This is a genomic window from Nocardioides nematodiphilus (genome assembly GCF_020216525.1).
Classification (GTDB): domain Bacteria; phylum Actinomycetota; class Actinomycetes; order Propionibacteriales; family Nocardioidaceae; genus Nocardioides; species Nocardioides nematodiphilus.
This window is the reverse complement of sequence record NZ_JAIWOY010000001.1, coordinates 503,813-515,736: the sequence shown is the minus strand read 5'-3', so window position 1 is coordinate 515,736 and position 11,924 is coordinate 503,813. Positions and strand designations below refer to the sequence as shown.

Genomic DNA, 11,924 nt, shown 5'->3' with positions numbered 1-11,924 from the left:
CCGGACACAGGGTCCGCATAGACAGCGCGTATGACGAGAACACTTGGCGCGTCCCTGCGCCGCCGCCGGCTCGCGGCCGCGATCGCCACGACGGCCCTGGCCCTGACCGGCCTCGGCGTCGTCGCGCCGGCCGCCCACGCGGACACCGCGCCGTCCAACGACGACCTTGCGAACGCGATCACGCTGAGCGGCGCACTGCCGCTCCACACGACGGGCACCGTCGCCGGTGCCACCCTGGAGGACGGCGAGTCCGCCGACTTCGGCGGGGGAAGCACCGTCTGGTACTCCTGGACGGCGACGACGAGCGGGCCCATCGAGGTCAATCTCGCCGGGTCGAGGTTCGACACCGTCCTCGCGGTCATGACCGGCGACGACGTCGCCGACCTGAACTGGATCGTCGACAACGACGACTTCTACGACCTGCAGAGCGCCGTCGACTTCAACGCCGTCGCGGGTCAGACGTACCGCATCATGGTGGACCGCTACGACGGGGAGACGGCCACCCAGCCGTTCGACCTCGCGATCACCGCGGCGCCGACCGCCGTGCGTGGCACGGTGGTCGTGCCGGACGGCATCCCTCTCAGCAACGTCCAGATCTGGGTCACCGGCAGCGACGTCCAGGCCCAGGTCGACGAGGACGGCCACTACGAGCTGCCCGTGGCGCTCCGCGCCGACGGGCCGCGCACGATCACGTACCGGTACTACGGGAACGACGAGCACTCGGTCTCCCACGACGTGACCCAGCAGATCGTCGCCGGCGCCACCACCGTCCTCGACGTCGACCTGACCACCGCCGAGGCCGGCGTCACGGTCACAGCGCCGGCGGTGCACTGGGGCGCGGACTTCGCGGATGCGCTGACGCTCAGCGGCGCCCTGCCGAGCTTCGCGCTCGGCAACAACTCGGACGGAGGGACGCACGAGGAGGGTGAGGACGCTCTGGGCGACCTCACCCACACCGTCTGGTACTCCTGGACCCCGAGCACGAGCGGTCTCGTCTCCGTCCAGGCCGCCGGCAACGGGCAGGTCACGGGTGTCTTCACGGGGCAGTCCCTCGCCGACGTCGAGCCCGTCGTCGCCGATGCGCGGCGCACGGTGCAGTTCGAAGCCGTCGCGGGCACCACCTACCGGGTCCTCGTCGGCAGCTGGTCCGCGGCGGGTGCCGGCCTCTTCCGGCTCCTGGTCCAGCCGGTGGCTCCCACCGATGGTGTCGAGGGCACCGCGACCCGCAACGACGGCGGTGCGGGTATGTGTGTCCACCTGGACAACGATGACTTGTCGATGGACGTGACCGCCGACGTGAGCGGCCACTACAGCGCTCCGGTCCCGGCCGGGTCGTACGACGTCTATGCCTACGTCTGCGGCCACGGCACGGACGTGACCAGCCCGAGCGCGAGCGTCACCGTCGGCAGCGGCTTCGTCGATCAGGACCTGCGGATCAACGTCCTGGCACCGGCACGGCTCGACAGCGGCGTGCTCCTCTCCTCCCACTGGAACTTCGGCAACGGTGACCAGCTGCCGAACGCCGTGCTGACGTCGATCCGGATCAACGCCTCCGCGATCGGCTACCCCGACTTCGAGCCCGAGGTCGTGATGCAGACCGTCGACGGCGTGAGCGGCTTCCGCTTCGCGGGTGCCTACGACCCGTCGCTGCTGCTCAGCGGTACCGTCTCCGGCTCGTTCCTCGTCGCTGGTGAGGATGACGCGCGCGAGTTCGCGATCAGCACCGGCACCATCGATCCGCGCCAGTTCGTCCTCGGCGCCGACTACCGGGTCGTCGTCGACCTGGACGCCGCGACGGTCTCCTTCGAGCAGCTCGGCGAGGTGGCGAATCGGCCGGCCACGACGAGTGTCGACTTCACCGTCGCGGGCGCCACCGGTGGGAGCCTGGCCGCGGGCTCGATCGTCCCGCTCACGGTGACCGTGGACACGAACACCGAGGGCCTGCGCGGCACCCTGCTCCTGACCGACAACGGCGTGATCATCGGCCAGCCGCTGCCGATCGGTCACGTGGGTGACCCCGACACCAGCAGCCGCACGGTGAGCTGGACGGTCCCGAGCAGCCCGGCTACGCATGCTCTGGTCGCGATCTTCAGCCCGGACCTCGACAGCAACACGGTCGGCTCCCGTACGGCCCTGACGGTCACGGTGGCCACCCCGGGTGGCCCACCGTCCGGAGGCGGCGGTGGCGGGGTGCCGACCCCGTCCACGTCGCCGTCCACATCGCCGAGCCCGAGCGTGACACCGAAGCCCACCCCGACGCCGACGCCGTCGGCCTCGCCCACGCCGCAGACCCAGCCCACGGCCGACGTCGCCGGCAAGCCGAAGCCGGGCAAGAAGCTCATCGCCGCCATCGATGACCTTCCCGAGGGCGCGACCGTGAGCTACCAGTGGTTCGTCGGCGGCAAGAAGGTCAAGCACCACGGCCAGCGGAAGGGCTACACCGTCAAGGACGGTGACCAGGGCCGCTCGGTCAAGGTCAGGATCACCATCGAGGTGCCGGGCCAGGAGCCGATCGTGAGGATCGTCCGGGTCGGCCGCGTGCGCTGATCCCGTAGGAACAGCGATGGCCCCGGCTCCCGTGGAGGGAGCCGGGGCCATCGTCAGGTCAGTCGACGGTGGCGGTGAGCTGGCGGTCGCGGGCAGTGCCGGACTCGGCGATGTTGATCCGGTCTCCGGCACACAGCGGCTGGCCGAGGAAGCCCTTGGTCTCGTACGCGGTGGTCAGCGCCGAGCCGTCCCAGCGCATCAGCGCGGCCGGGGCCGAGCCGGTCGCGTTCTTGGCCCAGAAGATCGAGTCGCCGCAGCGGGCCAGCGTGTTGTTCACGCCCAGGCCGAGGTCGGTGACGCCGCCGTCGGAGGCCGACGCGTACACGTGGATCTGCTGGTAGCGGTGCTCGTCGGGCACCATCGACCAGACCGTGCTGCCGGCCAGCGCGACCGCCTGGCTGCCCTTGCACGCCGGCACGCCGGGCACGGGGGTGATCTCGTTGCCGGGGCGCTGGGCTTCGCCGGAGACGGTGACGAGGGTGCGGCAGGACGTCGGGCGGGCGTCGTCGAACGTCATCATCGCGGTCGGGCCGTCGGCGGCCGTGATGTTGGTGAATCCGTGGTGCGCGTCGGCGCACCAGCCGACGGCCGACCGGCCGGTGTCGAGGTCCGCGCTCGCGAGGCAGTACGGCGTGCCGCCCTGGCCCCCGGTCGCGTACCAGAGGTGCGTGCCGTACAGCGACCACGAGGTGTCGGAGGCGGGGGCGGCATCGGCGTCGGCGTCGATCGTGCTGGTCCGCTGCCTCCCGAGATCGGTCACCGCCGCGGTCTCGGGCCTGGTGCCGGCCTCGGTGCCGTAGACGACGACGGCGAAGGATCCGTTGAGCCCGGCCTTCATGATCCGCTCCCCGCGCGGCGCGCTCGCCCCGAAGGTCCTGCCTGGCCCCTTGCCTGCCGGCGTGAGCCTCCACGACCGGCCGTCGGCGGCGATCGTGAGGGTCCACCGGCCGTTGGTGGTGATCGTGTCGGCCGGGTCGCCGGGCAACGGCTTCCAGGCGAGAAGCGCGGTCGTGGGCGACGCAGTGGTCGTACCACCCGCACTCGGGGGCTGCGACGCGCTCGCCGAGGCCGTCGGCGACGGCGTCGCGGGCGCGCTCGACGAGGCGACCGACGGCTCGGGCTGTGGCGCCGCTGCGTTCTCCGGCTGGTCGTCGGATCCGGTGCAGCCGGCCACGGCCGTCAGCGCGAGGGCGGCGAGCAGCCCCCAGGCGGTACGTCGCAGCGTCGCGGACAGGGGCACGGGCGAGGTCACAGGCCGATGTTATGCAGCGAGTTGGCCTTGTTCGCGGCGAGGACGTTGCTCACCGGGAGCCACTGCACGCGCGAGACGTACGGCACCGACGGGTGGAAGCGCTGCGGGTTCCACGGCTCGAAGTAGCCGATCTCCTTCACCCCGTCCGCGGTCGTCCGGTAGCCGCGACCGACCTGGTAGTGGCCGCTGCCGCTGTACGGCAAGTAGGGGAAGTAGCGCGTCGAGAGCAGCGGGTGCAGGATCACCGGCGCCCTGTACTGCGCGATGTGCTTCTGCATCAGGGCGTAGAACTGCGCGGTCGACCAGCCGCGGACGTCGAGCACGACGTACGTGCCGGCGTGGGCCGCGTCGTCCCACCCGGTGGAGCGGTTGACGACCCGGACCATGTCGGTGATCGCGGTGCCGCCGGTCGTGGTGTGCAGCTTGCTGGCCCAGTGCGCAGCGCCGCGGTCCTTCTGCTTCCAGCCCCAGGTGATCATCTGCATCGACGTCGGGCCACACCAGTAGGTCCGGATCTGCTCGGCGGTCTGCGTCCTCTTGAGGATCCGCTTCTTCACCGGATACGTCACCGGCACGGAGGCGGCGATCGTGGGGGCGGCGGTCGCCGAGGCGGTGGCGCTCGGGCTCGCGGTGCCCGTACGCGGGGCGGCCGCGGTGGTCGCCTTGACCGTGGTCGGGGTGGGGGACGCGCTCTTCGTCGCGGCGGCCGTGGTCACCGCGGCGCGGGCGGCCGGCGTCGTCGTGCTGACCCGGGCCTCCGGGTGAGCGGCGAGGAAGCCGTCCGGCAGCGGCACGCCCTGGATCTCGTGGCGCAGCATCCAGACCTTGCCGACCGAGCGGGCCGCGCGGGTGAGCTCGCGGCGGGTGGCCGCGGCGCGCTTCGCCGGCGTCATGGCGGCCAGGCGCTTGGCCTCGCCCCGCGCGGACAGGTCGCCGGTGTTGACGCGCGGCCTGCGGTGCGCCGTACGACGGGCGGGCGCCGCATCGGCGGCGACCCGGGCCTGGATGGCGGCCGGGGCCTCCTCGGTGAAGCCGACCCCCAGGCAGTAGTGCTGGCCGTCGAGGTCGGCGCACTGGGCCATCGCGGCCGCGGTGCGCGGGTCGATGCGGCCGTGGACCTGCGGCACGCCGGCGGTCGCGTCCGCGACCCGCTCGATCTCGCTGCGCATCTCCGGCGTGATCCGGGTGGTGCCGACCGCGGAGGAGTCGCGCGGCTGGAAGCGGGGCTGCTCGCTGGAGGGGGCGATGCTGCCGTGGTCGTCCTCGCCGCGCGGGATGAAGGGCGCGGCGGCGAGCAGCAGGATCAGCGCGCCGGCGGCGATGGTGCGAGGGCGAGGGCGGTGCATGGCGTCACTCCGAGGGGCTGGGGAAGAGGCAGTTTCGGGTCGTATCGACGCTCCACTATCGGCCGGAATCCCAGAAGTCGCAACAATCCCACCAGTCACACAGGCATCTGCCAGGAAAGAAGAAGGTCGCCGCCCGGGTGGGCGGCGACCTTCTGTCGTCGGAGCGGATGACGAGACTCGAACTCGCGACATCGACGATCGGGCGCAGTGTTGCGCTCGAGCCCTCTCGGGCTGTTGGAGCGGATGACGAGACTCGAACTCGCGACATCGACGATCGGGCGCAGTGTTGCGCTCGAGCCCTCTCGGGCTGTTGGAGCGGATGACGAGACTCGAACTCGCGACATCGACGATCGGGCGCAGTGTTGCGCTCGAGCCCTCTCGGGCTGTTGGAGCGGATGACGAGACTCGAACTCGCGACATCGACCTTGGGAAGGTCGCGCTCTACCAACTGAGCTACATCCGCAACACCTGGGCCAGCCAGGCTGTGAGGAACCCTATCCGATGATCTGAGGCGTCGGATAACGCGGGCTGAGACCATCGCCGGACGAGGTGCCGGTGAGCCGGCGCTTCACCCAGGGGCCGAGGTGCTCGCGCGTCCAGGCCAGGTTGGCGGATCGCTGCTCGGCGACGCTCAGGATCGGGCGCTTGAGCGGCTCGGGCGTCGGCAGGTCGTGACCCAGGCCGAGCCGGTCGAGGACCTTCGTCGCCATCAGCGCGTGGCCGGGCGTGCTCATGTGGAGCCGGTCGACGTCCCAGTAGCCCCAGTCGTTGTACTCGTCCATCCGCCAGTAGTCGACCAGCGTCGCGCCGTGGTTGTCGACGAGCTCGCGCACGCACTCGTTGTAGTACGCGAACCGGCCGCGCAGGAGCCCGTAGAACTTGGACTTGCGGGCGCCGAAGGCGCTCCACACCAGCACGGTCGCGCCGCCCGAGCGCAGGGCGCCGATGGCCTCGTCGTACCGGGTCATCAGGTCGTCGATGTCGACCGACGGGCGCAGGATGTCGTTCGCGCCAGCGTAGATGGTGACCAGGTCCGGGCCGAGGTCGAGTGCGGGCTGGACCTGCTCGTCGATCACCTGACCCAGCTTGCGGCCGCGGATCGCGAGGTTCGCGTACTCGGTGCCCCAGCAGCCGCCGAGCACCTCGGCCACCCGGTCGGCCCAGCCGCGCACCCCGTTGGGCCGGGTCGGATCCACGTCGCCGACGCCCTCGGTGAAGGAGTCCCCGAGAGCCACGTACCGCTTGATCATGCCCAGCATTCTGACGCGACGGTCCCGCTGGGACGGAATTGGGTAGGTTGACCCCGTGCTGCTGAGTGACCGGGACATCAAGACCGAGCTGGACAACGGGCGGATCGCGCTCGAGCCGTACGACGAGGCCATGCTCCAGCCGTCCTCGATCGACGTCCGGCTGGACCGGTTCTTCCGGGTCTTCGACAACCACAAGTACGCCGCGATCGACCCGGCCGCCGACCAGTCCGACCTCACGCGCATGGTCGAGACCGAGGGCGACGAGCCGTTCATCCTGCACCCGGGCGAGTTCGTGCTGGGCTCCACCTACGAGACCGTGACGCTGCCCGACGACATCGCCGCCCGCGTCGAGGGCAAGTCCTCCCTGGGCCGCCTCGGGCTGCTCACCCACGCCACCGCCGGCTTCGTCGACCCGGGCTTCTCCGGCCACGTGACGCTCGAGCTGGCCAACGTCGCGACGCTGCCCATCAAGCTCTACCCGGGCATGAAGATCGGCCAGTTCTGCTTCTTCAAGCTGACCTCGCCCAGCGAGCACCCGTACGGCTCGGAGAAGTACGGCAGCCGGTACCAGGGCCAGCGCGGCCCGACCGCCTCGCGCAGCTTCCAGAACTTCCACCGCACGGCCATCTGACGCTGCGGCCGCAGCGCCGCCACGAACGCCCACGGGATCTCCCGTGGGCGTTCGCCATTTCCGGGCGCACGATGTGACCACGACCGCTTGCTTAGGGGAACCTAAATATGGTTAGGCTAGCCTTCCTTAGTCTCACCTAACTAGAAGGCGACCCCGTGATCCGTCCCCTCCGTGCCCTCGTCGGCGCGACCCTGCTCGGCACCCTCGCCCTGTCCGGCTGCGGCGCCGAGGAGAAGACCTCCGCAGCCGACGCCGCGCCGACCGCCGCCGCGGGTGACCGGTTCCCGGTCACCGTCCACCACGCATTCGGTGACACCGTGATCGAGAAGAAGCCGGAACGCGTCGCCGCCGTCGCCTGGGCCAACCACGAGGTCCCGCTCGCGCTCGGCATCGTGCCGGTCGGGATGAGCAAGGCCGCCTGGGGCGACGACGACGGCGACGGCGTGCTGCCCTGGGTCGAGGACAAGCTGACCCAGCTCGACGCCGCCACGCCGACCCTCTTCGACGAGTCAGAGGGCATCGACTTCGAGGCCGTCGCGGACACCCACCCGGACGTGATCCTGGCGGCGTACTCCGGCCTGACCCAGGAGGACTACGACACCCTCTCCAAGATCGCACCGGTCGTCGCCGAGCCCGGCCTGCCGTGGGCCACCTCGATGGCGGACATGATTCGGCTCGACTCCGAGGCGCTGGGCCTGAAGGCCGAGGGCGACGCCCTCGTCACCAGGCTCGACGACACGATCACGACGTCCCTGGACGCGCACCCGTCGCTGAAGGGGAAGAAGATCCTCTTCAGCTACGTCGACCCCAAGGACCTGAGCCAGATCGGCTTCTACACCACCCACGACACCCGGCCCGGCTTCCTGGCCGGCCTCGGCCTCCCGCAGCCGAGCATCGTCACCGAGCGGTCCGAGGGCTCGGAGAGCTTCTACGAGACGATCAGCTCGGAGAAGGCGTCCAGCTTCGACGACGTCGACGTCTTCGTGGGCTACGGCGACGACACGACCGTGGCGACGCTCCAGGCCGACCCGCTCATCGGCACCATCCCGGCGGTGAAGAAGGGCGCGGTGGCGATCCTGCAGGACTCGACGCCGCTCGCGGCCTCGGCGAACCCGTCGCCGCTGTCCATCGACTGGGGCATCGACCGCTACTTCGACCTGCTCGCGGCCGCAGCGGACCGCGCGGCGGCGTGAGCCTGCCCGGCCGGGCCGGACGCACCACCTGGCTGTTCGTCGCTCTGGCGGCACTCGCCGTCGCCGCACTCCTCTCGGTGGCGCTCGGCGTCCGGGCGGTCGGCTGGTCCGACATCGTGGCGGGCCTGAGCGGCGACCACGACACGGTCGGGGCCGCGGCCGTCGCCAAGCGGGTCCCGCGCACGGCCCTCGCAGTGCTCGTCGGCGGTTCGCTGGGCCTGGCCGGCGCCGTGATGCAGGGCGTCACCCGCAACCCCCTCGCCGACCCGGCTCTGCTCGGGGTGACCTCGGGCTCCGCGCTGGCGGTGGTGTGCGGGATCGCGTTCTTCGGCCTGGCCGCCCCGTCGTCGTACCTCGCGGTGGCGATCCTCGGTGCGGCGGCCGCCGCCGTCCTCGTCCACGCCATCGGCTCGCTGGGCCGGGGCGGCCCGACCACGCTCAAGCTCGCCCTCGCCGGAGCGGCGTGCACAGCGGCCTTCTCCTCGATGGTCAGCGCGGTGCTGCTGCCGCGCATCGACGTGATGAACGAGTTCCGCTTCTGGCAGATCGGCGGTGTCGGCGGCGCCGACTGGCACCGGATCGGGATGGTCGCACCGCTCGTGCTGACGGCGCTGGTCGTCTGTATGGGAGCGGCGCGCGGCCTCGACGCGCTCGCGCTCGGCGACGACGCGGCCGCCGGGCTGGGCGTCCACGTCGGGCGTACGCGCCTCCTCGCCGGCCTGGCGGCGATCGTGCTGTGCGGCTCGGCGACCGCAGTGGCCGGCCCGATCGGCTTCGTCGGGCTGGTCGTCCCGCACCTGTGCCGGCTCCTCGTCGGCTCCGCGCACCGCTGGCTGCTGCCGCTCAGCCTCCTGGTCGGCGCCGCGCTGCTGACCCTCGCCGACGTGCTCGGCCGGGTGGTCGCGCGGCCCGCCGAGCTCGACGTCGGCATCGTGACCGCCGTGCTCGGCGCGCCGTTCTTCATCGCGCTCGTGCGCCGTGCCGCGGTGCGTGCGCTGTGAGCACGGTCCCGGTGACCCTCGTCGGCGAGCGCCGTCGGCGCGCCACGCGGCGGCGCTCGGTGCTCGGTCTGCTCGCGGCGCTGGTGGCGATCGCCTTCGCGGCGAGCCTGATGATCGGCCACACGCTCTATGGACCGGTCGACGTCGTCCGGGTGATCCTCGGCCAGGACGTCCCGGGCGCCTCCTTCACCGTCGGCGACCTTCGCGTGCCGCGCGCGTCCCTCGGACTGCTCGCGGGCCTCGCGTTCGGGATCGGCGGCGTCACCTTCCAGACGATGCTGCGCAACCCGCTGGCCGCCCCCGACGTGATCGGGATCAGCTCCGGCGCCTCGGCCGCCGGCGTCTTCGGGATCGTCGTGCTCGGGCTCAGCGGCCTCGCCGTCTCCCTGGTGGCCGTCGCCGCGGCGCTCGGGGTCGCGCTGCTGATCTACGTGCTCGCCTGGCGCGACGGGGTCCTCGGGTCGCGGCTCGTGCTGATCGGGATCGGCATCGCCGCGATGCTCGACAGCGTCGTGTCGTGGGTGCTCGTCCGGGCGTCGCAGTGGGACCTGCAGACCGCGATGCGCTGGCTGACCGGCAGCCTCAACGCGGCCTCCTGGGAGCTGGTCGTGCCTCTGCTCGCGGTGGTGCTGCTCGTCGTGCCGGTGCTGCTCGCGCAGTCGCGCCCGCTCGAGCTGCTCCAGCTCGGCGACGACGCGGCCGCCGCGCTCGGCGTCCGGGTCGAGCGCACCCGACTGGTCGTCATCGTGGCCGCCGTGCTGCTCATCGCGTGCGCGACCGCAGCCGCCGGCCCGATCGCCTTCGTCGCGTTCCTCTCCGGCCCGGTCGCGGCGCGCATCGTCGGCCCGGGCGCCTCGCTGCTGGTGCCCGCGGGCCTGGTCGGCGCGCTCGTCGTCCTCGTCGCCGACCAGATCGGGCAGTGGGCGCTCGGCACCCGCTACCCGGTCGGCGTCGTCACCGGCGCGCTCGGGGCGCCCTTCCTCGTCTACCTGCTCGCCCGTACCCACCGATTCGGAGGATCCCTATGAACACGCCCGGGAACACGCTCGTCGTGGAGCGCGCCTCGCTCTCGTACGGCGATCGCCCGATCGTCACCGACCTCTCGCTGGCACTGCCCGAGGGGCAGGTGACCGTCATCGTCGGCGCCAACGCCTGCGGCAAGTCCACCCTGCTCCGGGCGCTCGCCCGGCTGCTCCGGCCGGCCGGCGGCCAGGTGCTGCTCGACGGCCGCGACGTGCACACGATCCCGACCCGGCAGCTGGCCCGGCGCCTGGGGCTGATGCCGCAGGCGCCGATCGCGCCCGAAGGCATCGTCGTCGCCGATCTGGTCGCCCGCGGCCGCCATCCGCACCAGGGTCTCTTCGGCCGCTGGAGCGCGGCGGACGACGCGGCCGTCGCCGCCGCGCTGGAGGCGACGGGCGTGAGCGATCTGGCCGACCGCGCCGTCGACGAGCTCTCCGGCGGCCAGCGGCAGCGGGTCTGGATCGCGATGGCGCTGGCCCAGGAGACCTCCGTGCTGCTGCTCGACGAGCCGACCACCTACCTCGACCTGGCCCATCAGATCGAGGTGCTCGACCTGCTCGCCCGGCTCAACGCCGAGCGCGGCACGACGATCGCGATGGTGCTGCACGACCTCAACCTGGCCGCCCGCTACGCCGACCACCTGGTCGCGCTGCGGGCCGGGCGGATGGTGGCGGCCGGCACGCCTGCCGAGGTGGTCACCGAGGAGACCGTCGAGGCGGTCTTCGGGCTGCCCTGCATGGTGGTCGCCGACCCGGTCACCGGCACGCCGCTGGTGGTGCCGCGATGATGCTCGCGCGGGTCGCGGTCCGCTCGAGGACACGTCTCTCGCCGTCGTTCGTACGCCTGGTGCTGGGCGGCCCGGAGCTCGCCGGCTTCGGCGTCGCCGGTCCGGTGCTCGACCAGCGGATCAAGCTGATCCTCCCCGGCCCAGCCGGGCTGCCACAGCTGCGGCCCGAGTGCTGGTGGGCCGACTTCCAGGCCCTGCCCGAGGACGGGCGCGGCGCGGTGCGGACGTACACGCTGCGCGCGATCACGGCCGCGGACGAGCTGGTCGTCGACGTCGTCGTCCACCCCGGAGCCCACGGGCCGGGATCCGCCTGGGCCGGCGGCGCGGCGCCGGGGGACGAGGTGCTGGTGCTCGTGCCCGCACAGGGTGCCCCGGCGAGCGGGATCGAGTGGGCGCCCGGCGAGGCCGGCCGGCTCCTCATCGTGGCCGACGAGACCGGCGTGCCCGCCGCCTGCTCGATCCTGGAGAGCCTCCCGGCCGGGGCCAACGGCGCGGCCTTCCTCGAGGTCCCCCTGGCCGAGGACGTGCAGGACGTGACGGCGCCGCCGGGGGTCGACGTGCGCTGGCTGCCGCGCGCGGGCCGGCCGGTGGGCGAGCTCGCCACGACGGCGGTCGTCGAGCATCTGGGCGGCGGCGCCGTCCCCGAGATCGACGAGGAGGAGGCCGACCTGCTGTGGGAGACGCCGACGTACTCCTCCTCCGGGGAGGCGATCACCGACCGACCCGCCGCCGGCGCGTACGCGTGGATCGCCGGCGAGGCGCGCATGGTCACCGGGCTGCGCCGGCACCTGGTCGGTGAGATCGGGATGCCGCGCCAGCAGGTCGCGTTCATGGGCTACTGGCGCGAGGGCGTCGCCATGCGCGGCTGATGGTTGAGCACGAGCGTTTCGGGAT

Annotated in this window: 10 protein-coding genes and 1 tRNA gene; 7 read left to right on the top strand and 4 right to left on the bottom strand. The window is 72.3% G+C overall.

Annotated elements, in window-relative coordinates:
• The first annotated feature begins 30 nt into the window (after nucleotides 1-30).
• Nucleotides 31-2,547 carry a carboxypeptidase-like regulatory domain-containing protein gene (locus KSO98_RS02535; RefSeq protein ID WP_225283266.1) on the top strand — a complete coding sequence of 839 codons (2,517 nt, stop codon included), beginning with the start codon at nucleotides 31-33 and terminating at the stop codon, nucleotides 2,545-2,547.
• Nucleotides 2,548-2,605: 58 nt separating this feature from the next.
• Here KSO98_RS02535 and KSO98_RS02530 read toward each other — a convergent pair whose 3' ends face one another.
• From KSO98_RS02530 to KSO98_RS02515, 4 genes are all read right to left on the bottom strand, one after another.
• Nucleotides 2,606-3,799 (bottom strand): hypothetical protein, encoded by a 1,194-nt coding sequence (locus KSO98_RS02530; protein WP_225283264.1) that lies wholly within the window; start codon nucleotides 3,797-3,799, stop codon nucleotides 2,606-2,608.
• Nucleotides 3,796-5,145 (bottom strand): C39 family peptidase, encoded by a 1,350-nt coding sequence (locus KSO98_RS02525; protein WP_225283262.1) that lies wholly within the window; start codon nucleotides 5,143-5,145, stop codon nucleotides 3,796-3,798. Before KSO98_RS02525 ends, KSO98_RS02530 begins: the two co-directional genes overlap by 4 nt.
• 387 nt (nucleotides 5,146-5,532) lie before the next feature.
• Nucleotides 5,533-5,608, bottom strand: a tRNA-Gly gene (locus KSO98_RS02520).
• 31 nt (nucleotides 5,609-5,639) lie between these two features.
• Complete coding sequence (locus tag KSO98_RS02515; RefSeq protein ID WP_225283260.1) at nucleotides 5,640-6,395, bottom strand: SGNH/GDSL hydrolase family protein; 756 nt, start codon at nucleotides 6,393-6,395, stop codon at nucleotides 5,640-5,642.
• A gap of 55 nt (nucleotides 6,396-6,450) precedes the next feature.
• Between KSO98_RS02515 and dcd the strand changes: the two genes are divergently transcribed.
• From dcd to KSO98_RS02485, 6 genes are all read left to right on the top strand, one after another.
• On the top strand, nucleotides 6,451-7,026 hold the full coding sequence (gene dcd, locus KSO98_RS02510) for a dCTP deaminase (RefSeq protein ID WP_225283259.1): 576 nt from the start codon (nucleotides 6,451-6,453) through the stop codon (nucleotides 7,024-7,026).
• 155 nt (nucleotides 7,027-7,181) lie between these two features.
• Nucleotides 7,182-8,219, top strand: a complete 1,038-nt coding sequence (locus tag KSO98_RS02505) for an iron-siderophore ABC transporter substrate-binding protein (RefSeq protein ID WP_225283258.1) — start codon at nucleotides 7,182-7,184, stop codon at nucleotides 8,217-8,219.
• Nucleotides 8,216-9,220: a FecCD family ABC transporter permease gene (locus KSO98_RS02500; RefSeq protein WP_225283257.1), complete on the top strand. Its 1,005-nt coding sequence runs from the start codon at nucleotides 8,216-8,218 to the stop codon at nucleotides 9,218-9,220. The genes KSO98_RS02505 and KSO98_RS02500 overlap by 4 nt, the downstream gene beginning before the upstream one ends.
• Nucleotides 9,217-10,248 carry a FecCD family ABC transporter permease gene (locus tag KSO98_RS02495; protein WP_225283256.1) on the top strand — a complete coding sequence of 344 codons (1,032 nt, stop codon included), beginning with the start codon at nucleotides 9,217-9,219 and terminating at the stop codon, nucleotides 10,246-10,248. The genes KSO98_RS02500 and KSO98_RS02495 overlap by 4 nt, the downstream gene beginning before the upstream one ends.
• Nucleotides 10,245-11,030, top strand: coding sequence for an ABC transporter ATP-binding protein (locus KSO98_RS02490; RefSeq protein ID WP_225283255.1), 786 nt, complete (start codon nucleotides 10,245-10,247; stop codon nucleotides 11,028-11,030). Before KSO98_RS02495 ends, KSO98_RS02490 begins: the two co-directional genes overlap by 4 nt.
• Nucleotides 11,027-11,899: a siderophore-interacting protein gene (locus KSO98_RS02485; RefSeq protein WP_225283254.1), complete on the top strand. Its 873-nt coding sequence runs from the start codon at nucleotides 11,027-11,029 to the stop codon at nucleotides 11,897-11,899. The genes KSO98_RS02490 and KSO98_RS02485 overlap by 4 nt, the downstream gene beginning before the upstream one ends.
• Nucleotides 11,900-11,924: the final 25 nt, after the last annotated feature.